This window comes from Arthrobacter glycogeni (assembly GCF_054510815.1).
In genome coordinates this window covers 17016-40280 of record NZ_JBTNDV010000015.1, presented here as the reverse complement: position 1 = coordinate 40280, position 23265 = coordinate 17016, and the positions used below count along the sequence as shown (strand labels likewise).

19 protein-coding genes and 1 tRNA gene are annotated in these 23265 nt (G+C 63.4%); 3 read left to right on the top strand and 17 right to left on the bottom strand.

From position 1 onward, the window contains the following. Positions 1–309 precede the first annotated feature (309 nt). From ACX80G_RS14790 to ACX80G_RS14760, 7 genes are all read right to left on the bottom strand, one after another. Positions 310–1221 carry an NAD(P)-dependent oxidoreductase gene (locus ACX80G_RS14790; protein ID WP_459308557.1) on the bottom strand — a complete coding sequence of 304 codons (912 nt, stop codon included), beginning with the start codon at positions 1219–1221 and terminating at the stop codon, positions 310–312. Continuing rightward, positions 1218–1868 carry a DAK2 domain-containing protein gene (locus ACX80G_RS14785; RefSeq protein ID WP_459308555.1) on the bottom strand — a complete coding sequence of 217 codons (651 nt, stop codon included), beginning with the start codon at positions 1866–1868 and terminating at the stop codon, positions 1218–1220. Before ACX80G_RS14785 ends, ACX80G_RS14790 begins: the two co-directional genes overlap by 4 nt. A 7-nt stretch (positions 1869–1875) precedes the next feature. Next, positions 1876–2877, bottom strand: coding sequence for a dihydroxyacetone kinase subunit DhaK (locus tag ACX80G_RS14780; protein ID WP_459308553.1), 1002 nt, complete (start codon positions 2875–2877; stop codon positions 1876–1878). 29 nt (positions 2878–2906) lie between these two features. Continuing rightward, the gene (locus tag ACX80G_RS14775; RefSeq protein WP_459308551.1) at positions 2907–3902 is read right to left on the bottom strand and encodes an ABC transporter permease; all 996 of its coding nucleotides are present in this window, start codon (positions 3900–3902) and stop codon (positions 2907–2909) included. 119 nt (positions 3903–4021) lie between these two features. Beyond that, on the bottom strand, positions 4022–5068 hold the full coding sequence (locus tag ACX80G_RS14770; protein ID WP_459260175.1) for an ABC transporter permease: 1047 nt from the start codon (positions 5066–5068) through the stop codon (positions 4022–4024). Then, positions 5068–6489 carry a sugar ABC transporter ATP-binding protein gene (locus tag ACX80G_RS14765; RefSeq protein WP_459308549.1) on the bottom strand — a complete coding sequence of 474 codons (1422 nt, stop codon included), beginning with the start codon at positions 6487–6489 and terminating at the stop codon, positions 5068–5070. Before ACX80G_RS14765 ends, ACX80G_RS14770 begins: the two co-directional genes overlap by 1 nt. A 164-nt stretch (positions 6490–6653) precedes the next feature. Then, entirely contained in the window at positions 6654–7691 is a 1038-nt protein-coding gene (locus ACX80G_RS14760) for an autoinducer 2 ABC transporter substrate-binding protein (RefSeq protein ID WP_459260177.1), read from the bottom strand. Between the two features lie 363 nt (positions 7692–8054). Here ACX80G_RS14760 and ACX80G_RS14755 point away from each other — a divergent pair, with 363 nt between their 5' ends. Further along, positions 8055–8798 (top strand): DeoR/GlpR family DNA-binding transcription regulator, encoded by a 744-nt coding sequence (locus ACX80G_RS14755; RefSeq protein ID WP_459260178.1) that lies wholly within the window; start codon positions 8055–8057, stop codon positions 8796–8798. A gap of 727 nt (positions 8799–9525) precedes the next feature. Here the strand turns inward: ACX80G_RS14755 and ACX80G_RS14750 are convergent. The 9 genes from ACX80G_RS14750 to ACX80G_RS14710 form a co-directional block, all read right to left on the bottom strand. Further along, positions 9526–9599: transfer RNA gene (locus ACX80G_RS14750), tRNA-Pro, on the bottom strand. Positions 9600–9712: 113 nt separating this feature from the next. After that, complete coding sequence (der, locus tag ACX80G_RS14745) at positions 9713–11257, bottom strand: ribosome biogenesis GTPase Der (RefSeq protein ID WP_459308548.1); 1545 nt, start codon at positions 11255–11257, stop codon at positions 9713–9715. Between the two features lie 18 nt (positions 11258–11275). After that, complete coding sequence (gene cmk / locus ACX80G_RS14740; RefSeq protein ID WP_459308547.1) at positions 11276–11971, bottom strand: (d)CMP kinase; 696 nt, start codon at positions 11969–11971, stop codon at positions 11276–11278. Next, positions 11968–13080: a prephenate dehydrogenase gene (locus tag ACX80G_RS14735; RefSeq protein WP_459308546.1), complete on the bottom strand. Its 1113-nt coding sequence runs from the start codon at positions 13078–13080 to the stop codon at positions 11968–11970. Before ACX80G_RS14735 ends, cmk begins: the two co-directional genes overlap by 4 nt. A gap of 3 nt (positions 13081–13083) precedes the next feature. Continuing rightward, positions 13084–14580, bottom strand: a complete 1497-nt coding sequence (locus ACX80G_RS14730; RefSeq protein ID WP_459308545.1) for a pseudouridine synthase — start codon at positions 14578–14580, stop codon at positions 13084–13086. A 24-nt stretch (positions 14581–14604) separates the two neighbouring features. Beyond that, positions 14605–15255, bottom strand: coding sequence for an SMC-Scp complex subunit ScpB (gene scpB, locus ACX80G_RS14725; protein ID WP_459308543.1), 651 nt, complete (start codon positions 15253–15255; stop codon positions 14605–14607). Then, positions 15252–16148, bottom strand: coding sequence for a segregation and condensation protein A (locus ACX80G_RS14720; RefSeq protein ID WP_459308541.1), 897 nt, complete (start codon positions 16146–16148; stop codon positions 15252–15254). The genes scpB and ACX80G_RS14720 overlap by 4 nt, the downstream gene beginning before the upstream one ends. A 45-nt stretch (positions 16149–16193) precedes the next feature. Continuing rightward, positions 16194–17072, bottom strand: a complete 879-nt coding sequence (locus ACX80G_RS14715) for a ParA family protein (protein WP_196841963.1) — start codon at positions 17070–17072, stop codon at positions 16194–16196. Between the two features lie 345 nt (positions 17073–17417). Beyond that, entirely contained in the window at positions 17418–18860 is a 1443-nt protein-coding gene (locus ACX80G_RS14710) for a cation:dicarboxylate symporter family transporter (RefSeq protein ID WP_459308539.1), read from the bottom strand. 119 nt (positions 18861–18979) lie between these two features. Between ACX80G_RS14710 and ACX80G_RS14705 the strand changes: the two genes are divergently transcribed. Together ACX80G_RS14705 and ACX80G_RS14700 are read left to right on the top strand one after the other, a co-directional pair. Further along, complete coding sequence (locus ACX80G_RS14705; RefSeq protein WP_459308537.1) at positions 18980–20623, top strand: sensor histidine kinase; 1644 nt, start codon at positions 18980–18982, stop codon at positions 20621–20623. Next, entirely contained in the window at positions 20616–21305 is a 690-nt protein-coding gene (locus tag ACX80G_RS14700) for a response regulator (RefSeq protein ID WP_459308536.1), read from the top strand. Before ACX80G_RS14705 ends, ACX80G_RS14700 begins: the two co-directional genes overlap by 8 nt. Here ACX80G_RS14700 and ACX80G_RS14695 read toward each other — a convergent pair. After that, positions 21302–23212, bottom strand: a complete 1911-nt coding sequence (locus ACX80G_RS14695; RefSeq protein ID WP_459308534.1) for an AMP-binding protein — start codon at positions 23210–23212, stop codon at positions 21302–21304. The two genes, ACX80G_RS14700 and ACX80G_RS14695, sit on opposite strands and share 4 nt — an antisense overlap. Between the last annotated feature and the right edge of the window lie 53 nt (positions 23213–23265).

Here is a 23265-nt window from a genome sequence, read left to right as displayed (position 1 = left end):
TGCGACCTCTGGGACAAGATGCCGGTCAATGGAATTTGCTAATGAGCTCGACGAGATTTTGCGCCTGGAGACCGGAACACGACAAGTCCGTATCGAACCTTCGCGTCTGCTTTCTTAAAGCCGGCTGTCCCGGTCCTCGGCGGCCAAGCAAAACACATCCGCCCTCCCGAAGGAGGGCGGATGTGTGGGCGTCGATTCTTTCATCTGTGGATCGGCCGCCCATCTAAAGCGGGGCCAGCTGCACTTCGACTTGCAGCTGGGTGAGCGTCCCTCCCGGGACGCCTCTCCCAGTTTGCGTGGACAGTCCTATCAGTGACTTTGCGTTGTCAGCTCGCTGGTGGCCAGCGAGACCCCGGCCTCCGCCGCGATCGATTTGATCAGAGCCGACGCGTTCTCTTCCGACCACCCAGCGTCGACTGCAGCATCAACATACTTCCCTGCGGCGGTGACTCCGGGCACAGCTACACCAAGACCGGATGCGAAATCCTGGATAAGACGGCTGTCCTTCTGCATCAGCTTGAGAGCGAATGACGGCGAATAGTCGTCGGCGAGGACCGAGGGCCCGACGCCATCGAAAATGGGCGAACGGAAGTCTGTGACTTTGAGTACGCCAAGCACCTTGTGGAGGTCCAGACCGGCGCGAGCGGCCAACGTAAGCGACTCGCCCAGGGCCAGAAGCTGCGATGCGACAACCAGGTTGCCGACGAGCTTCATCCGAACGCCCGATCCTCCGGGACCCATCAGGTGAACGGTCTCGCTGATCGGCTCCAGCACGCTCAAAGCTTCGTTGAAGGTGTCCTCGTCACCCCCGACGACGATCCAGAGGCCGCCGTTGTTGGCCTCGCCGCGTGAGCCGAAGACAGGAGCGTCGAGGAAGCGCAAGCCTTTCGACTCGAGTGCTTCGCGCTCGACCGCGCTCGCCTCCGGGCTGATGGTCGAGAGGTCGATCACGATGGGGTTGCCGTCGATGACGGCCGCAAGACCGTCCTCGCCAAGGACCACGGACTGGACTGCCACGTCGTCGCTGAGGCAATACATCACCACCGCTGCGCCCGTCACCGCACGGGCAATGGTGGGAGCGGACGTCGCCCCCGCAGCGACTGCTGATTCGACGGGTGCCTCCGAGCGGTTCCAGACGGTGACGTCGTGCCCTGCTGCGATTAGGTTCTTGACCATGCCGAGACCCATGGTCCCGAGTCCGAGGAATGCGATTTGCGTCATTCTGTGTGACCTCCTGTTTGTGATGAAGCCAGTGGCGCGTTCGCCGAGGCCCACGACTGCAGGAACCTCAGGAACGCAGTTGCGCCCGGGTCCTGCAGTCCGATGCTGCGTTCCTGCATCCACGATGCCCTGCCGCGGCGGGATTGGAGTTCCTTCGAGGCGATAACACCGCTTTCGGCGGCGCTTATGGCGGCGTCGAGCGCCTTTGCCCCCGGCCCAGCCTCGAGAAGTGCTTCGGCAGCTGGGAACATTGCGTCCAGGATCGTTTTGTCGCCGACCTGTGACTTGCCGCGCTGGCTGATCGATTCGGCCGCAGCGATTGCGAATCGTCCAACCTGATCGCCCGCTATGGATGGCGTGTCACCCCACACGCGCGAACCCGCGAGTAGCGCGCCGGCCACCAGAGCCGCCATAGTCGACGGGTTAGCGTTCGCGAACGCCTTGGCACAGGCCAGGACGACATCCGACGGGGTGGCGCCCGTCGGCAGGGCTTCCAGCGACTCGACGGCCGCCGCTGCTCCCAACGAGACGGTAATGCCCAGGTCGCCGTCACCGAGGGCTTGGTCAAGATCGCCAAGTTCTTCCGAATAGGTGGTGAATTCGCGAAGGCAATTGCGGATCGCGATGCTGAGTTCGTTTCCATTCATGACTTGCTCACGCTTCCTTGAAGAACGGGGATTCGGCTGGCGCGTTGAGCAGGGCAAGCCGCTCGTCATTCAACGCCAGCAGAGAGATGGAGGCCCCCGCCATTTCCAGGCTGGTGGCGTACTCCCCGACGTAGATTTTGTCGATAATGATTTCCTGATCGGTGAGCAGCGTGTGCACGCGGCGGAACAGGAGGTAGAGCTCTTCGAGCGGAGTTGCCCCCATGCCGTTGACGAGCACTGCAACCCGATCCCCCGCGCCGATACCGAGGTCAGCCACGAGACGTTCGGTGATGCGTTCCGCAATCCGGTCCGCCGTCTCCAAGGCGCCGCGATGGAACCCGGGCTCGCCATGAATGCCGATCCCCACCTCCATTTCACCCTCGTCGAGCTCGAAGCTCGGCTTGCCGGTCGTGGGCAGGATCGTCGGGGAGAGACCGATTCCCATCGTGGCTGTGTTGTCGATGATGTCTTCCGCCACCGCGGCCACCTGATCGAGCGAGTCGCCGCGCTCTGCAGCGGCGCCGGCTGCCTTGAAGGCAAACATGATTCCGGCGACACCCCTGCGGTCTGCGGAACGTTCCTTGGGCTGACTTGCCACATCGTCTCGGCCGACCGCGGTCACCGTGGCAATGCCTTCGAGTTCGGCCATGTCGGCCGCGAGATCGAAGTTAAAGACATCGCCACCGTAGTTGCCATACAGGTAAAGAACGCCCGCGCCTCCGTTGACCGCTTTGGTCGCTTCCAGCACCTGAGACGACGAGGGGGACGAGAAGACGTTCCCGATCGCCACGCCGTCGCAGAGGCCCCGTCCGACGTATCCCTTGAAAAGCGGGAGGTGCCCGGACCCGCCGCCTGTGACGATGCCGACTTTGCCAACGACCGGAGCGTCGGCACGCACCAACACCCGCCGATCATCCGCGGGAGTTTTTACGAGGTCGGGATGGGCCAACAGAATTCCTTCGACGAACTCGTCGACGAAGGCGCCTGGTTCATTAATGATCTTCTTCATAGTTCTTGGTCCTTTTTTCGAGATCAGGTTCAGTGGATGACGGGCTCGGTGGAGGGGGCCTCAGTGGCCGGTTGGGATCCAGCTTTCTTCGACCGTTTGGTGCGCGTAGACGAAACCGAATCGAGAATCATCACTCCGATCAGAATTACACCCTGGGCGATCGCGTACTCGTACGACGAGAGCCGGATGGCGGTGAACCCACTGGACACAACCTGCAGGGTGAGTGTCGCGAGGACAACGCCAGCGACCGATGCGAACCCTCCGGAGGGATTGGTACCTCCCAGCACGGCGATGACAATCACCAGGAGGACGTAGGAGGAGCCGTAGTCGGCCGACGCTGTGGGGTTGCGGGCAAGGAAGAGCAAGCCGGCAAGCCCGGCGAGCAATCCACCCACCATGTAGGTCTTCATGAGCACCGCCCGTCGCGGAATAGCCGAGTATTGCGCGGCGACAGGGTTGGCGCCCTCCAGCTGGATCATTCGGCCGAGGGCCGTGCGATTGATGAGAACAGCGACGAGGGCAGCAACGGCGAGGAAGATAATGAAAAGCACGGGGATGTTGGCGACGGCCGCCTGCCCGATCGTGCCGAGTATGGCCGGCGCGCCGTAGAGTGTCGTGCCGCCCGTCCAGACGATGGCGATCCCGTTGTAGATCTGCATGGTGGCAAGTGTTGCCAGAATCGGGGTGATTCCCACCACGCTCACCAGGAATCCATTGATTGCACCGCCGAGCACTCCGACGGCGAGACCGGCAAGAACAATGACGAAGGCGAGATTGTTTGCCAGGTCCGGGTCGTTCGTAGCTATCGCCGTGTGCAGGGTCGAAATGGTGATGGCGGAGAAATTAGCGACGGCTACCAGTGACAGGTCGATTCCGCCGGTGAGCATGACGACCATCATCCCGATTGCGATGATGCCGATTTCGGGCGCAGCGACAGCGATGTTCTGCAGATTGATCGGACTGAGGAAGACTCCGGGGTTAAGGATGGAGAACAGCGAGATCGCCATAAGCAGCGCAACGACCATCCGTCCTGCACCACGGTTTGCGCCGGTACGTCGCACTAACCGTTCGGTCCAGCTCCCGACTTGACCATTGAACTGGCGCAGCGACTTCGAGTTCGTACGGGGCGACTTCATGTCGGGGCTCAAGGTCCCACCTTCTGTTCGTCTTTGTGCGCCGAGTCGAGATCTTCGATCACACGCATCCGCCGGGAATCTCTTCGGGCCGCTATTGCCTGGATACCAACGCCGAGGACAAGGAGTACGCCGACCGCGGTGCGCAGCCACGCACTGGGTACGCCCACCAGCAAGAGGCTGTTCTTGATTACCTGCACGAGAAGTACGCCGAGTACAGTGCCAATCACGGAACCTCGACCGCCGAAGATCGATGCGCCGCCGAGCACCACTGCTGCGATAATGTCGAGTTCGGTGCCGACCAGATCACGGGGGTTGGCGCTTCGACTGAGCACGATGTGGATGACGCCAGCGATTGCAGCGAGTGCTCCCACCAGCACGTAAACGGACACCTGAGTGCGCTTCACCTGGAACCCGGCACGCCGTGCCGCCTCCAGGTCGCCGCCCATGGCGTAGAGGGAGCGTCCGAACATAGAGCGCTTCAGCACCCATGCTACGAGCACACACAACAGGAGGGCCGGCACAACCAACACGTGCAGGTATGCACGACCCTCCGGCGTTGTGACGTCGAGCAGGTTCGTCGTGGCCAGTGCCGCCATCGACCCCGGGAGCTCTGCGAAGTAGGTGGCCCCGACATAGGTGTACATCGCGCCGAAAAAGATGCCCTGGGTACCGAGTGTCACGATCAGCGTGGGCAGGTTGAACTGGGCGATGACTATGCCGTTGATGAGTCCGAGGACAGCACCCACGCCGATCGCAATCGCGAAAATCCCGAGTAGGCCGGGGTCGTAGCCGGAGCTCAGGCAGAACGACACCGTTGCGTATCCGGCGAAGATCGCGATGGCAGCGAATGAGACGTCGATCCCGCCCGTGATCACCACGATGAGAACGCCCAGAGCGAAGATCACCGGAACAATCGAGCTCCGGAGGATTGAGAAGCCGGTGTTGGGGGTGAAGAAGGTTGGGTTGGCGATTGACATCGCAAGGATCAGCCCGAGCAGGACGAGGGCCAGAACGCCCTCGTTGTTCGCGCCTCGGAGCCGCCGAAGCGCGTCCATCAGGCCGACATCCGCTCTTGAATTGTGTCCACTGTGATCTGATCTCCCTCGAGAGTGTGGGTCAGGCGTCCTTGCCTGATGACTAATACTCGATGGCACGAGGCTACGAGCTCGGGGGCGTCGTCCGAGATGACGATCACGGACATTCCCTTGGCGGCCTCGACACGAAGGAGCTCGAGAATCTCTTCTTTCGAGCCGATGTCTACTCCGACGGTCGGCCCGTTAAGCATGAGCACGGTTGGTGCGGTCGCAAGCCATTTCGCGAGGACCACGCGCTGCGCGTTCCCGCCGGAGAGCGTGCGAACCGGGGCCTGCGCGTTCGGGGCGTTGATTTTGAGGCCCTCGAAGTAGTGCTTGATCGTGGCGGTGACGCCCAAGGTACTCAAAGTGCCCCACTTACTGCGGTGGGACTCGAGTGAGGCGGCGACAATGTTGTCAGCAATCGATTTTTCAAGGAATAGACCTTGGGAAAGGCGATCCTCGGGAACATATCCGATGCCTGCTGCGACGGCGTCCTGAATGGTGCGAATATTGACAACTTCGCCCGCGACCCGGATCTGGCCGTCGTCGGCGGGGGTAACCCCGAAGAGCGACTCTGCGATCTCGGTGCGGCCTGATCCCAGGAGGCCCGTCACGCCGAGAATTTCGCCGCGGCGCAACCCGAAGGAAATGTCCCGATAGGCCCCAGCCAGGGAAAGATTCGTGACCTCGAGAGCCAGGGGCGCCGATAGGTCGAGGTCGCTCACCGTTCGTGCTTCGTTGACCTCACGACCGGTCATGTGGCGCGAGATCGATCGCGGATCGAATTCGGACGTCGGCCCGCTCACGACCTGCCGACCGGATCGCATGATCGTGAGTCGCTGAGAGATGGCGAGTACTTCTTCGAGCTTGTGGGAAACGAACATCAGGGCCACTCCGCGGGCGCGAAGGCGCTCGACGAGGGCGAACAGCCGACTCACCTCCGAGTGGGTGAGGGCTGTTGTTGGTTCATCCATAATGATAGCGCGCGCATCATTGACCAGGGCTCGACAGATTGCGGTGAGCTGCTTGTCAGCAACCGAAATATCTCCGACCTCGCGATCGAGATCGAGATCGAGATCGAGTTCTTTCAGAATCGCCTCGGCCTTGGGCCGAATGGAAGCAGGGGAATAGATCCGACGCCCGGTCGCGACCTCCGCAGTCAGCACAATATTCTCAGCCACCGTAAGGTTGGGGAAGAGCGAGAAATCCTGGTAGATGACCTGAATTCCGCTCTGGATAGCTGCGTGGGCGTTGATGTGGGAATGGGAGACTCCGTCGATGACGATCTCACCCGAGTCGGGCCGCTCCGCACCGGAGATGATCTTGATGAGAGTCGACTTGCCGCAACCGTTTTCGCCCGCAAGGCAGTGCACTTCTCCTGGGATCAGCTCGATGGACACGTCCCTGAGAGCGGGTACGCCACCGAAGGTCTTGGAAATTCCGTATGCCGAGACGAATGGTTCTGCCTGCGGGGAATTGGGTGCGGAAGTAATAGCATTACCTTTCCAACTCGGATCCAGAGCGCGCATCCACTGGATGCGCGCCCCGACCCGATCTGAGATGGCTAGAAGTCGTACTCGGCGGCTGTTTCGGCGTCGGCAGCTACCGAAGCTTCTCCGACAAAGACGTTGTCGTACCCTTCGAGCTTCTTGAGCGAGGTGTAGCCCTCGACTCCAAGATCGGTGCCTTCCTCGATGGTTCCGCCGTCGGCCAGAATTTGCGCGATGGCCAGCTGTGCCTCACCGGCGAGGGCGGGGTCCCAGAAGAAGATCTTGTCGATGGAACCATCAGCGAGGTACTGGTTGGCGACCGACGGGATGGAGGTGCCCATCACACAGACCTGGTCTTCAAGCCCAGCCTCCTGAACCGCCCGCGCGATGCCGGGGACGTCGTTGCCGGCTGACCCCTGGAATCCGGCGATGTCCGGGTATTTGGCGAGCACCTCTTTTGCGCGCTCGTAAGCAGTCCCCTGGTCGTCGGTGCTCTCAATCGGAGTCTCGACGCGAGTCATGTCCGGGAAATTCTCGGTCTGGTTCTCGTGCGCGGCATCAACCCACTCCATGTGCGTCTGAGCGGTCAGCCCACCGACGAACTGTACGTACTCACCTGTTCCACCCATGCATTCGGCCAGGTTGTCCATGATCTCGGCACCATAGGAGGGGTTGTCGAACGCCTCGATGTCGATGTCGACGTTCTCGATACCGGTTGCCTCGTGTGAGACGACAATGATTCCCTGGTCCCGAGCCTGCTTGAGCACCGAAGAGAGTGCCTCGGGCGAGTTGGGTACAACAGTGATTGCCGTGGGCTTCTGGGCGATGAGGTCCTGGACGATTTGAACCTGCTTCTCGGGGCTGACGTCGTCTGCGCCCTCCTGACGGGCATCGACGCCAGTTCGGTCAGCGAATGCCTGGATCCCTACCTCCATGCGCTGGAACCACGGAATGGTCTGAGCCTTTACGACCGTCACCATGACTTGTTCCCCGGAAGGGGTGGCCTCGCCGCTCGACTCGCTTCCGACCGAGCCCACTGATGAGCAGCCGACCAGACCGAGAGATGCTCCCACCAGAAGCGCGGTGCCACGGAGGGTTTGCTTACTATTCATTTCGTTTACTCCCTTGTGAACGATTCAATGCAGGTGAAATCCTTGATGTAGCACGCTTACAGTTGCGCGCTATTGGATGAAAATATCTTCGAACACCCGGCTTGTCAAGCGATATCGCGCAGATTTCTGCGCATTAATGAGCATAGATGGGTCAAGATCTCGCCGAGGATCCTTGTTTGCCCCTTTTTTCGGCGCGTTCCGAGCCCACCTCCCTGAAGATCAGGTAATCGAGTGCATCGGCATCGACATCGGCCAACACGCACTGCTCCGGAATGCGCACTTTCGCGCAGACGCTCTAGAATCGAACCAGCGATGAGGCTAGTCCGCGCAGGCAGTACTTTAGACAAGAAAGGAGCTGGATACGTGTCACGACAGGCAGAGATTGTCGAGGTTCTTAAGGATGATGGCTTCCGATCCGTCAACGATCTCGCCGCGCGATTTGCTGTGACTTCATCGACGATTCGGCGTGACCTTGAGCGTCTTGAGGCGATGGATTTGGTGCAGCGAACCCACGGTGGTGCGATCCCAGTTCGGCAATCTGACACTCCTCACCAATTCAAAGAGGAACTTCATCTCGCCGAGAAGTCCGCGATTGGCAAGGCAATGGCGGAGCGCATTCTTGAAGGCCAAACAGTGCTCCTCGATGGGGGGACCACGACGCTCGAGGTCGCGCGGCACCTGACTCGGCGACGTCTCACCGTGGTGACCAATGATCTGCGCGTTGCCACGGAGATTGCCCGGCGACGTTCAGCGCATCTCGTACTTATTGGCGGCGAACTTCTCCCCGACATCTACACGACGTGGGGGCCGGCTGCAGTGCTTCAACTGGAGAATCTGCGAGTTGACGTCGCAGTGTTCGGCGCGGATACCGTCTGCGACGACGGCCTCTATCACACGAGTAGCTATGAGGTTGAGCTCAAAAGGCTGATGCGTTCCATCGCGAAGGAGGCCTTCTTCGTCGCGGACAGCTCTAAGTTCGGCCGTGAGGCGCTCTTCAAGGTCTTGGAGGTCAATGATTTCACTGCGGGGATCACTGACGACTTACTTGACCCCCTTCGCGCCTCGCAATTCCCCATTCCGATTATTTTGGCGGGCGCGCAACGGTAAGCTCCGTAGTGCGTATCCGCTTAGCTCAGCTTAGTTTTAGCTGCTGCCGGCCCGTCAGCGACGATCTCGGCTCCGGTAGACGGCGCCCGTTACCTGGTCGGGCCGCGAAGGGCTTGGAACGCAGACATCGGAGTGAGTTTCAGTTGTAGCGGAAAGATCAATACGTCGGTGTAGTCCTGCAGATCCATGGCGCTGTGGGTTCCGCAGCGCCCACCCCTAGACGAGCAATTCCTATTACCGGGAATGGTGTGAAGGCTTGTAAAAGTCAGGCGGAGAGTGATCAACCCGATAAGGTATTCCGCAATGCGGTGCGCTGTCTGGGGATTACTGCGTTCGGGTGGTTCCGAAAAGTATTCTAACAACCCCCCTCTATCGGGTGGATCGTAGATGCTGTCGTCGCCACATCCGTCCGGGCGTGGACCGGCACCTATGTCTCGTACTAAGTCGATGATTAGCGAATGACCTCGGTCCAGAGCCCTCCGATACCGCAGACGAAATCATCAGAGGCCTTGAAAGTGGTAGATATCCCAAGTAGCACGAGTCAAGGGAAACGGCGTTCTGATCCCCTTGTGGTCCTCTATCCTCAGACGCCCAAGGTCGACCGGTTCCGCTCTTAATTGGGTCGTCCACCCAGAAAGGCCAAAGAGACCAGACTGTGACCTAAAAAACCGCGTCCAGAACGACGAAGCCCCGATGAGATTTGCCGTCTCATCGGGGCTTCCAGCTGTCGGGATGACAGGATTTGAACCTGCGACCCCTTGACCCCCAGTCAAGTGCGCTACCAAGCTGCGCCACATCCCGATTGGCTCGCCGATGAAGGCTGAACCACCTGAAGAATCCTATCGCATACCCCGGCCCTGAACGAACCGGGCCGCCTTGAGGATCCCCAATCCGCTAGGCGTGCACGGGCGAGACTACTTCTTCTTGCCGCGCTTCTCGCGGACGCGCATGGCAACCTCGATCGGCGTTCCTTCGAACCCGAAGGTTTCCCGCAGGCGACGCTGGATGAAGCGACGGTAGCCCGGGTCGAGGAACCCGGTGGTGAAGAGGACAAATTTCGGTGGCCGCGACGACGCCTGCGTGCCGAAGAGGATACGGGGCTGCTTTCCGCCACGGACCGGGTGCGGGTGGGCAGCAACCAGCTCGCCGAGAAACGCGTTGAGGCGCCCGGTGGGGATCCTGGTGTCCCAGGACGCCAACGCACGGTCCAGGGCCGGGGTCAGCCGGTCCTTGTGCCAGCCGGTCAAGGCCGAAATGTTCACGCGGGGTGCCCATTCGACGTGCGCCAGGTCCTGTTCGATCTCGCGCTCCAGGTAGGTGCGACGCTCGTCGTCCATCAGGTCCCACTTGTTGAACGCCAGCACCAGTGCCCGGCCGGACTCCATGGCGAGGTTCAGAATACGGATGTCCTGCTCACTCAACACCTCGTCCACGGCCAGCAGCACCACGGCCACTTCGGCCTTTTCCAACGCCGACTGGGTCCGCAGGGACGCGTAGAAGTCGGCGCCCTGGGCCATGTGCACGCGGCGGCGGATGCCCGCGGTGTCCACGAAGCGCCAGACGCGGCCGTCGAGTTCAATCATTTCGTCAACAGGATCACGGGTGGTTCCGGCCAGCGGATCCACCACTACCCGGTCGCTGCCCGCCAGCTTGTTCAGCAGCGACGATTTGCCCACGTTGGGACGGCCAATCAGCGCCACACGCCTGGGCCCGCCGGAACGTTCCAGCCCTCCGTGCGCCGAGAACTTCGGCAGCACCTCAAGCGCCTGGTCCAGCATGTCACCGGTACCACGGCCGTGGAGGGCCGAGACCGGCCACGGCTGACCGAAGCCCAGACCCCACAGGCTGGAGGCATCGGCTTCGTTCTGGATGTCGTCAACCTTGTTGGCGACCAGGATGACCGGCTTCTTCTTCTTGCGCAGCATCTGCACAATGGCTTCGTCCGTGGCGGTGGCGCCAACTGTCGCGTCGACGACCAGCAGGACGGCGTCGGCCATGTCGACGGCGATCTCGGCCTGATCGGCGACCCGGGCGTGGATGCCACGGGCATCGTGCTCCCAGCCACCGGTGTCCACGAGGGTGAACCCGCGGCCGTTCCAGGTGGCCGAATACATGACGCGGTCACGGGTGACACCAGGGGTGTCTTCGACGACCGCTTCGCGGCGACCGAGAATACGGTTGACGAGCGTGGACTTGCCCACATTGGGGCGTCCAACGATGGCGAGGACCGGATCGAGCTGCATCGGCGCATCGGGATTGTAATCCTCGGGCTCCAACGCAAGCAGCGCCGCATCTTCCTCGTCGAGTTCGTAGTCGTCAAGGCCGGCCCGAAGCGACCGGGCGCGGACCTCCGCCTCGTCGTCGTCGATTCCGGCCAGGCGCTCCGCAATCGAGTCCTCGCCGGACGGCTCGAACTCTTCTGCCCCTTCAATGTCAGGGCGGGCCTGGTTGTCAGTCATGAGTGCATTCCTTCGTTATCAGTGTGCAACGGTTCGAACGACGTCGAGCACGGCCGTGATGGTCTGCTCGAAATCGAGTTCCGATGAATCTACGGTAACCACGCCATCTGCGGCCTGGTGAAAATTGACTACTGTCGAGTCTTTGGTGTCCCGCCCCAGGACCTGCTCCTGCAGCTGCGCGTCGGTCTGGGTGCCGCCGAGCTGGTCGCCACGGCGGCGCAGGCGGGCGGTTTCGCTGGCGGTCAGTAGGATCCGTACTTCGGCGTCGGGCGCGACGACGGTGGTGATGTCCCTGCCCTCGGCGACGATGCGGTGCCCTGAGTCGGCGATGATCTGGCGCTGACGTCGGATCAGTTCACTGCGGGCGCCCATGGTGGTGGCAACAGCCGAGACAGCGTCGGAGACCCGCGGTTCACGGATGGCGTCGGTGACATCCTGGCCACCGACGGTGACCGATTCGGCGTCGGGCCGGGTGCTGATGCGCAGGTTGATCGTGCGGGCGGCGTGCTCGACGGCGGCGCCGTCCGCCAGATCGATTCCTTCAGCGAGGCAATGCCAGGTGACGGCCCGGTACATGGCGCCGGTGTCGAGGTAGGCGGCGTGCAGCTGGCGCGCCGCTTCACGGCTGACGCTGGATTTGCCGGACCCGGAGGGCCCATCGATGGCGACCACCAGGGACTTGCCGATACGGAAGAGGGAATGAGGCGTGTTCACTGGACCACTTTCCAACCATTGGCGGTGAGAAATTCAAGGAGATCGTGCCGTTTTCCGGGCACCACCGAAATCTCGGCCATCCCGACCTGACGCCCGGGCGAGTGTTCCAGCCGCAGATCCTCCAGGTTGATGCCGGCGTCGCCGATCTCGGTGAGGAGCCGCGCGATCTGGCCTGGGACGTCGTCGACGAGCACCGTCATCCTGGCGAAGGCCTCGGGCGGGGTGCCATGCTTGCCGGGGATGCGGGCCTGGCCCACGTTGCCCTCGGAAATCAATTGCGCCATGTCGAGCCGCGATCCGGCCCCCGTGGGGTTCTCCAGCGTGCCGATCAACCGGTTCAGGTCCGCGCGCACGCCGTACAGGATCTGGACCAGACGGTCAGCGTTCGCCGACAGGATCTGCACCCAGAGCCGCGGGTCGCTCGCGGCGATCCGGGTTACGTCCCGCAGGCCATTACCGGCCAGCGCCAGCGCGTGCGGCGGTGAATCCTGCAGCCGGCTCGCCACCAGCGACGACAGCACCTGCGGGAGGTGGGAAATCAGCGCAACCGACTGGTCGTGCTCCTCGGCACTCATACGCGCGACGACGGCGCCCAGGTCAATCGCCAGCGCTTCGGCAGTGCGGATTGCAGCCGCGGTGGTCTGCGGCCCGGGGCAGACCACCCAGGGCATGCTGGTGAACAGTTCACCGCGGGCGGCGACCGGCCCTGACTTTTCCCGCCCAGCCATCGGGTGGGTCCCCACGTAGCGGGCCAGCGCCGACTCGTCCACAACCGTGGTCAGGTGGTCCAGCACCGAGGATTTCACACTGGCAATGTCGACGACGACGGCGCCCGGGTACTCGGTGAGCGCCTTGGCACTCAGGTCGGCAATAACATCGGGGGGCGCTGCGATGACCACCAGCTCTGGATCGAGAGTTTCGACCGGGTTGAGGGTGCGGCCCGCACCGATATCCTCGGCCACCGCTTGGGTGGAAGGAGAGATATCGGTCAATACGACGTCGATCCCCCGGGCCCTTAGCCCCAACCCAATGCTGGCGCCCAAAAGCCCCGTGCCCACAATTAGCACGGGACCGGACAGGTGGGTACCACCGTTGTTAGGGCCAGCCATGTATTACAGTCCCACCGCTGCCAACAGGTGTCCGACTTCCTGGTTGCCGAGGACCCTGATGCTGCCCTGGCGTTGGTCGTTGACCCGGATGGGGCCCACCTGGGTGCGGACGAGTCGCTCGACGGGGTGGCCGACGGCCTCGAAAAGACGGCGGACCACACGGTTGCGGCCGGAATGGAGCACTACCTCGACAAGGATATGGCCCGGGGTGGAGTCGACCAGCCTGAACGAGTCGACGCTGGCAATGCCGTCCTCAAGCTCGATGCCTTCGCGCATTTTGGCGCCAATCCCGTGAGCCATCGGCCCGCGGACCTGCACCAGGTAGGTCTTGGGAACCTCATACGAGGGGTGGGTCAGCCGGTTGGTGAGCTCGCCGTCGTTGGTCAGGAGGAGCAGACCCTCAGTAGCGACGTCGAGACGTCCCACGTGGAAGAGCCGTTCGTTCTCGTTCTTATTCTTCAGGTAGTCACTGATGCAGGGGCGACCCTCAGGGTCCTCCATGGTGCAGATGACGCCCTTGGGCTTGTTGAAAACGTAGTAGACCAGGTGGTCGTTGAGCTGCAGGCGGATGCCGTCCACATGGATGGCGACCTGGGTGGGATCCACCCGGACACCGAGGTCGGTGACGATGGTTCCATCGACCTCGACGCGGCCATCCTCGATCATTTCCTCGCAGACCCTGCGTGACGCCACCCCTGCCGAGGCCATGATCTTCTGGAGGCGGACGCCGTCGGGGTTGTGGACGTCGAGACGATCGACGGGTGCCGCTTTAGGCTTCTGCGCCTTGGGACGATGGACCGGCCCGAGGCTCTGGCCGAAGCGTTCCCGGCCGAATGCCTTGGGACCGGCCGGTTGCTGCCGGCCGCCGCTCTTCTTGGGACCGGCCTGCTTGGGGGTGCGGTTGGCAAACGGGCGTGCGTCGCCGGAGCCTTCCGAGGTACCGCGGTAGCCGCCGCTGGTGGGACGACCGCCGCGGGCCGAGGTGTCGCGGGGTGCGCCGCTGCGGGGTGAACTATCACGTGACGCATCACGGGCATAGCCCTCACGGGGTGCGCCATCCCGGCTTGGCTTGGCACGGGCGGCACTGCCACGGGCTGGGCCCTGGCGCTTGGCGCCGTCGCGGGCGGGTCCCCGACGTTCGCCGTCGCGGTCGAAGCCGCCGCCTTCCCGAGGTGAGCTCGGGCGAGCATCGCCGTCGCGCCCTGCGCCGGAAGTCGATCCGCGACCGAACGCGTCTCGTGCCGAACGGCCGCGAGCTGCCCCTGACCCGGCACGGGGTGCACCGCCGCGCGCTGACCCGCCGCGCGGCGCGCCGTCACGGGAGCCCCCGTCACGCGGGGAACCGTCCCTGGAGGCGCCGTCACGCGGGGCACTGTCGCGGGGCGATCGGTCACGGCCGGAGTCGTCACGCGCGTAACCCTCACGGCCGCTGGCAGGACGTGCGGACCCGTCGCGTTGGGGGGTGTTACGTCCGGAGCCGGACCGTGGCGCCTGTGTCATTGAATATCCTTCTAGCTAGCGTGTTTAGTACGTCGTGTCATCAAAGTCACCGAGGTTTTCCAACCCGGGTAGATGTGGTGAAAGCTGCGGCAGGTCAGCAACGCTGCCAATACCTAATCTTTCCAGAAAGTACGAAGTTGTTCCGTACAGAAGTGCGCCAGTTTCAGGATCGGTTGCCGCTTCAGCGATCAAACCGCGTAGCGCCAGGGTGCGGACCACCGAATCCACGTTCACGCCGCGGATCCCTGAAACTCTTGCCCGAGACACCGGTTGCCGGTAGGCGATGACGGCGAGGGTTTCCAAAGCTGCCTGTGACAGGCGGGCGCTTTGTCCTTCGAGCACGAACTTCGCCACTACCGGCGCAAACGTGCTGCGCGAGAAAATCCGCCATCCACCGGCGACGCTGCGTAGCTCGAAGCCACGCGGCTGTGAAACCGCCGGATCGGTGGTGTGCCCTTCTGGGCCCTGACCAGTATAGCCGTCATACTCCCGTTGGAGTTCCACCAGTAGCTGCTTGACTTCGGCGACCGGAACCAGAAGCGCTGTGGCGAGCTGCAGGTCGGTGACTGGCTCGTCGACGACCATCAGCACAGACTCCAGTGCGGCTTTGATGCCGCCCGGTTCGCCCGACGCATCAAAGAGGGTTTCCTCGGCGTCGGGGTCCTGGGCTGTCACAGTGATCCTTCAGGGGGTAGAGCTGGCAGGGCTGGTGAGGTCGCTGGCTGGTCATCCTCTTCGCTGATCGAGGCCGGGGACCAGTCGTTGGTGCCAGCCGACCAGCGGACCGTGAGATGTCCGAGTGGCGCTCCCTGGTCAAAGGAGATCACAGCATCGCGGAACATTTCCAGCAAGGCAAGAAACCTGACCACCACGGTCAGCATGTCCCCGGCATCCTGGGTGAGCTGCCGGAAGGACAGCGGTCGTCCTTCCCGGAGCCGGAGCTCCAGCAGCTCCGCCTGTTCGCGAACGCTCACTGTTGACCCGTGGAGGTGGTCGATCCCCACCTCGGTGGGCGCGGGCTCGCGGGGCTCGAGTGCTTTCGCCGCCAGGGCTGCAAACTGCTCGGGGGTGGTGCGCCAGGACAATTCGGGCAGCATCGCCGCAACCTCGGGTTCGAGGCTTACCGCCCGCGGGGACCGCTGGCCTTCCTCGGCTAGCCGCTCCCCCAGTTGCCGGGCGATTTCCTTGAACGCCTTGTACTGCAGCAGCCGGGCGAACAGGAGGTCCCGCGCTTCCAGCAACGCCACATCCTCATCGTCCTCCACCTCACCGGCAGGAAGCAGTCGGGCCGCTTTCAAATCCAGGAGGGTCGCGGCGATGACCAGGAATTCGCTGGCTTCGTCGAGGGAGAAATCGGCGTCAGTGCCCTGGAAGGCGCGGATATACGCGATGAACTCGTCGGTGACCGTGGCCAAGGCTACCTCGGTGATGTCCAGCTCATGCTTGGAAATGAGCCCCAGCAACAGGTCAAACGGACCACTGAAGTTTTCCAGCCGGACGGTGAACCTGGCGGTTTCCAGTGCGCCGTCGCGGTCGGGTGTGGCGACGTGAGCCTCGGTCTCACGCACGGGCGTCGGAGCGCTGCATAAAGAACTGCGCGGCGCACTGCATGGTTAGGGGGCGCCCCCGCGCGCGATCAGTTCCTTGGCCAGCCGGCGGTAGGAGTCGGCACCCGAGTGGTTTGCCGCGTAGGAGGTAATTGGCTCGGCGGCCACTGTCGCATCGGCAAACTTGATGGTGCGCTTGATGACCGTCTCGAAGACTTTGTCACCGAAAGCCTCGACCAGTCGGGCGATGACTTCGCGGCTGTGCAGGGTCCGGGCGTCGTACATGGTGGCGAGGACGCCGTCGACCTGCAGTCGCGGGTTCAACCGGTCCTGGACCTTCTCGATCGTTTCGACCAGCAACGCAACGGCGCGCAGCGCGAAGAACTCACAGATCAGCGGGATGATAACGCCGTGCGCCGCAGTGAGCGCGTTGACCGTCAGGAGTCCGAGCGATGGCTGACAGTCGATGAGGATGACGTCGTAATCATCCGAAACCTTCCGGAGGGCGCGGTCCAGTACCTGTTCGCGGGCTACCTCGTTCACCAACTGCACTTCGGCTGCCGAGAGGTCGATGTTGGCAGGCAACAGGTCCACGTTCTCGAATGCCGTGGTCTGAATGGCGTCCTGGATCTGCACCTTGCGGTCCATCAGCACGTTGTAGACGGTGACATCGAGCTCGTGCGGGTTGGTGCCGAGGCCTGCTGAGAGGGCGCCCTGGGGGTCGAAGTCGACCAGCAGGACGCGGCGTCCCGCCTCGGCGAGCGCCGCACCCAGGTTGATGGTGGAGGTGGTCTTGCCGACGCCACCCTTCTGGTTCACCATCGCTATCACGCGGGCCGGTCCGTGGGAGGACAAAACCGGTGGTTCGGGGAACACGGTCACCGGGCGGCCGGTGGGCCCGATCTCGGCGTCCGTCAGAGTTGTGGAACCCTGTTCGCTACTCACGTATGTATCCACGCTTCCGTTTAATCGCTGAACTGAAAGTACTGCTGGCTTGCCTGCCCTCCACGTTACAACCGGGGCTGCATTCCGACGGGTAAATCGGCTGACATCGACCCGCGAGCCTTTAGTTTCAACCTGAGGTCTAAGCTTTCCCGGCTGGGACGGGAAGCACTTTTTGCATTAGCCCACCCGCCGACGCCGGCCACTGGGATTGTCTAGACAATCCCAGTGGTCGGGGCGCGTCAGTGGGACGGTTTGCGGCGCACCCGCTTCGACGGTCGGACAACAGAATAGGCCCCTCCCCTGCTGGGAAGAGGCCTATTCCGAGTGTTACGCGGGAGCTAGAACCTAGCGGTTGGCACCGACCCGGCGGTCGCCGTCATTATCAACGTCATCAAGGTTGCTGACTGCCCTGTCGGTGGTAGCCGCCGAACCGGCTTCGACGTCGTCATCGAAGTGGTTGGCGCTCATGGTCGCCTCGTCGAACGGCAAGTTCCCGGAGAGAACCTCGTCAACGCGGCCCCGGTCAATCTCATTGGTCCATTTGCCGATCAGCACGGTGGCGACGGCGTTCCCAGTGAAGTTGGTCAGCGCGCGGGCCTCGGACATGAACCGGTCGATGCCGACGATCAGGCCGACGCCGTCCACCAGGTCCGGGCGGTGCGACTGCAGTCCACCGGCCAGCGTGGCCAGGCCGGCGCCGGTGACGCCGGCAGCGCCCTTGGAGGCGATGATCATGAAGACCAGCAGCGAAATCTGCTCGCCGAGCGCCAGTGGGGTACCCAGGGCGGACGCAACGAACAGTGACGCCATGGTCAGGTAGATCGCGGTGCCGTCAAGGTTGAAGGAGTAGCCGGTGGGGACGGTGACGCCCACCACGGGCTTGGAGACGCCCAGGTGTTCCATCTTGGCGATCAGGCGCGGCAGTGCTGCCTCGGAGGAGGAGGTGGAGAAGATCAGCAAGTATTCGCGGCCCAGGTACTTCATCAGCTTGAAAATATTGACGCCGGTCACCAGCTTCAGCAGGCCGCCCAGGATGACGACGATGAAGAGGATGCAGGTCACGTAGAACGCGGCCATCAGCGTGAACATGCTGATAATCGCCTGGACGCCCGTTTCGCCGACGACAGCGGCGATCGCGCCGAACGCGCCGATCGGGGCGAGCCACATCACCATGATGAGGATGCGGAAAACGAGTGCCTGGATGTGACCGATGCCGCGCAGGATTGGCTTGCCGGCGGATCCCATGCCCTGCAGGGCGAAACCAACCAGGAGTGCGACGAAGAGGGTCTGGAGAATGCTGGTTCCGGTCAGGGAAGCGAGCAGCGTGACCGGAATGATGCCTAGCAGGAAGTCGGTGGTGCCGGTCGCCTCAGCGGGATCGCCGGCGTCGTAGGTGGCGCCGGAGAGATCGAGGCCTTCGCCGGGCTGAACGATGTTGCCGACAACCAGGCCGATGGCCAGGGCGAAGGTGGACATCAGCATGAAGTAGCCAAGCGCCAGCCCGCCGACCTTGCCGACCGTTGCGGCTTTGGCGATGGAGCCGATACCCAGCACAATGGTGCAGAAGATAATCGGTGCGATCATCATCTTGATGAGCCCGATGAAGCCAGCACCGATGGGCTTCAGGCTTTTGGCGAACTCCGGTGCCATCAGGCCCAGAATGGCGCCGAGGATCACCGCAGCGATCACTGCAATGTAGAGGAAATGGGTCTTGTCGACCCTCTTCCGGGGCTTACCCGGGCCGGCCGCCTCGGCCGGCTGACCTGCTGCGGATTTCGATGGCGCCATAGCCATACTCCTTCGGTGGATGATTCAAAGCTGTCTATCCCATGCTCGGGCGTACAGTGATGTGAATCACCATTGCGGTCATATTGTTCGCGGCATCAACGAAGGGAACCGGTGGAACGGTGAGGCAGTGGAGCCTGGCTCGGCAGTTCTTCGTCGGGCAACTGGTCTTTGTGCTGGTGCTGACCGCTGCTATCTCCTGGGTCCTCTACCTGGATGCGGAGCAGAGCACTTATGAGACGTCAGCCGATCGCATGCTCGCAATTGCGACGACGTTCGCCGACGACCCCTATGTCAGCGCCTCCGTGTCGCAGCCCGATCCCAGCGCCGCGCTCCAGCCGTATGCCATTGAGGTGATGGACGACCTCGGCGTCGACTTCATCACCATCATGGCGCCGGACCGGACCAGGTTCACCCACCGCAACCCCGACGAGATCGGGGAACCGTACATCGGTTCGGTGCAGCAGGCCCTCACTGGACGGGCTCATACCGAAACCTTTTCGGGCACCCTCGGCCCGTCGGTCCGGGCGATCGTGCCGGTGATCGACGACGACGGCTCGGTGGTCGCGATGGTGGCCGCCGGAGTTACCGTGGACACGGTCACGATCGCCCGCAACGCCCAGCTGCCACTACTATTCCTCATCGCGGCCGGTGCCGTGACAGCTGGCGCGGTGGTGTCTTTCCTGCTCAGCCGGCACCTGCGGCGGGCAACTCTCGGCCTCGGGACTGACCAGCTCGCGCATATGTTCGTGTTCTACGACTCGGTGCTGCATTCGGTCCGCGAGGGCATGGTCCTCACAAACCCGCGCGGCGAACTGGTGTTGTACAACGACCAGGCTGCCCATCTGCTGGGTTTGCCCCCGGCCCGCGCCGGACAGCCGACGGCTGCCTGCGACCTTGACCTGCCGCCGTCGCTCGTGGACCTGCTCACCACCGGCCGGCAAGCCATCGACGAGTTCCATGTCACAGCTGACCGGATCCTGGTGGTCAACCAGGAGGCGGCAGTCCCGGGCGGCGGTACCCCACCGCCGGGCGCCAAGCCGATGGGTATCGTGACCACCCTCCGGGACCATACGGAGATCGAGTCCTTGACCGGTGAGCTGGCGACGATGCGCACCCTCACCGACGCACTGCGCGCCCAGACCCACGAACACGCCAACCGTTTGCACACCATCGTGTCCCTGATCGAGCTTGACCGCCGTACCGAAGCCCTCGACTTTGCCACCCGCGACCTCACCCAGTCACAGCAGCTCACCGACGACGTGCTCGGTGCCATCGACGAACCCTTCATCACCGCACTCCTCGTCGGCAAGGCCGCGCAGGCCAACGAACGCGGGATCGAGCTGGCGATCGCGGTCGACGGCATGATCGAAACCTCGCACCTGGACCCGAGCGCATTGGTCACCATCATCGGGAACCTGTTGGACAACGCCCTCGACGCGGCAGCCGATTCGCAAGGCCGGAAGGTGAACCTCGCTCTTGAGCGCAGCGGCAGCGACGTGATGATCACGGTGCAGGACAGCGGGCCGGGGATAAGCGCGACGGGTGCTGACGCGTTCACGCTCGGGTTCAGCACCAAGGAGCCCGCAATGGGCGGCGCCGGCCGCGGGCTGGGGCTGGCCCTGGTGCGCCAGGCGGTGCACCGCCTGGGAGGTTCGATCACTGTGGCGAACGACGACGGCGCCCGGTTCACTGTATTGTTGCCCCTCGCCCCGACGCAGGCGCCTACTGCCGACAACCCGTTTCCGGGTGGCGCCCATGTCTGATGCCATCAGGGTCCTGGTGATTGAGGACGACACCATCACCGCGGAGGCCCACGCCGAGTATGTCAGGCGGGTCGACGGGTTCACCCTAGTGGGGGTCGCCCACAACGGGTCCGAGGCGATGACCTTCCTGGGCTCTGGCGCGGAACGGGTGGATCTGGTGTTACTGGACATGAACCTGCCCGACATCCATGGTCTGGACATCATCCGGCGGATCCGGGGCGCCGGTCTGCCCACCGACGTCATCGCCATCACCGCCGTCCGGGAACTGCACATCGTCAGGGCGGCTATCTCCTCCGGCATCGTCCAGTATCTGATCAAGCCGTTTACCTACTCGGCCTTCAGCGACAAGCTGGCCAGCTACCGTTCCTTCCGCCAGAACCTGGTGGCCCAGGCATCCTCCACCACCCAATCCGAGGTAGACAACGCCCTTGCCGCGCTTCGTCCGCCCGCTCAGGGCAGTCTGCCCAAGGGGCTCTCCGACGAGACGCTCAAGGGCGTGATCCTGCTGCTGAAACGGGGCGGCACCGCCGTGTCGGCGGTGGAGGTGGCGGCGGACCTCGCGCTGTCCCGGGTGACCGCCCGCCGGTACCTTGAATACCTCGCCGACCAGGAATCCGCCCGGCGCGCACCCCGGTATGGGACGCGTGGCCGGCCGGAATTTGAGTACTCCTGGATCAGTTAGCTCCCCGGGGTGGGCTGAAGGACCGGTTTCATGGCGTCGAGCACCGATTGGTCCTCGATGGTGGAGGGCACCACATAGTTCTCACCGGCAGCGATCTGGCGCATGGTCTTCCGGAGGATCTTCCCGGATCTTGTCTTCGGTAGCCCGTCGACCACCACCGCCTGCTTGAAGTCTGCTACCGGGCCGATCTGCTGCCGCACCAGGTCCACCAACTCCTGTTGGAGCGTCTCCGCGCTGATGTCTGCCCCGGCCTTCAGTACCACATAGCCGCTGGCCCGTTGCCCCTTCAGCACGTCAGCCAGCCCGATCACCGCGCACTCTGCGACTACCGGGTGCTGCGCCAGAACCTGCTCAATGGCCCCGGTGGAGAGCCGGTGGCCCGCCACGTTGATGATGTCGTCGGTGCGGCCCATCACGAAAACGTAGCCGTCGTCGTCGAGATATCCCGAGTCACCAGTGACGTAGTAACCGTCGAACGCGCTCAGGTACGAGCTGATGTAGCGCTCGTCGCTCCCCCACAAGGTGGGAAGCGTTCCCGGCGGCAGCGGCAGCTTCAATGCGATGTTGCCTTCGGTTCCGGCCGGGACCGTCTGGCCGTCGGTGTCGAGGATTTTCAGGTCGTAGCCGGGCTGGGGCAGCGTCGGCGAACCCGGCTTGATGGTCAGCTCTTCGACGCCGCGGGGATTGGCGCAGATGGGCCAGCCGGTTTCGGTTTGCCACCAGTTGTCGATCACCGGGACGCCGAGCGTCTCGCCGGCCCACCGGTACGTGTCGATATCGAGCCGCTCCCCCGCGCAGAACAGCAGCCGCAGGCTCGACGTGTCGTAGGCCTGGAGCAGGGCGGCGTCCGGATCCACCTTCCGGACCGCCCGTAGCGCGGTCGGCGCGGTGAAGAGGACGTTGATCCGGTGATCAGTGATCAGGCGCCAGAACGCTCCGGCGTCGGGGGTGCCGACCGGCTTCCCCTCGTACAGCACCGTTGTCGCACCGGCGAGCAGCGGGGCGTAGACGATGAATGAATGTCCCACCACCCAGCCGACGTCGGATGCCGTCAGCATGACGTCGTCCGGGCGGACGTCGAAAATGTTGGTGATTGACCAGGTCAGGGCGACGGCGTGCCCGCCGTTGTCCCTCACCACCCCCTTGGGGGATCCCGTGGTTCCTGAGGTGTAGAGGATGTAGAGCGGGTCGGTGGCGTTGACCGGAACGGGGCTGGCTGGCTCGGCTGTGGCGAGCGTTTCGTCCCAGTCGAGCCAGCTGGTGCCCGACGTCGTCGCGTACTGGGCGCGGGTGTTCACGAACCCCTCGCGCGATTTCACGATCACGGCGTCCACCCGATGCTCACAGAGCTCAAGGGCCTGGTGCACGGCGGGCAGGTACTCAATGGGGCCGCGCGGTTCCAGCCCGCCCGAGGCCGTCACCACCACGGTGGGGCGTGCGTCCTGGATCCGGGAGGCGAGCTCCTTGGCCGCGAACCCACCGAAGACCACCGAGTGGACCGCACCCAGGCGTGCGGTGGCGAGCATCGCGATCACCGCCTCGGGCACCATCGGCAGGTAGATCACCACCCGGTCCCCTTTGGCCACCCCCTGCGAGCGCAGGACCCCGGCGAAGCATGCCACCTCATCCCGGAGCTCGGCGTAGGTGTACTTACGGACGAGGCCGAGCATCGCCGAATCGTAAATCAGCGCGGTGGTGTGGCCGCGCCCGGCCTCGACGTGGCGATCCAGGGCGTTATAGGAGGTGTTGAGCTCGCCGTCGGGAAACCACCGATGAAGTGGTGCGGCGCTGCTGTCCAGGGCAACGGTCGGGTCCCTGGACCAGTCAACGGCCTGTGCTGCCTCCAGCCAGAACGCATCAGGAGCCTCAAGGCTTCGGCGATACAGCGATCGATAGTCCTGGCTCATACGGCTCTCCTCCACGTCAATGTGTTGTGCTGTCATCCTACTGACGCGCCGGA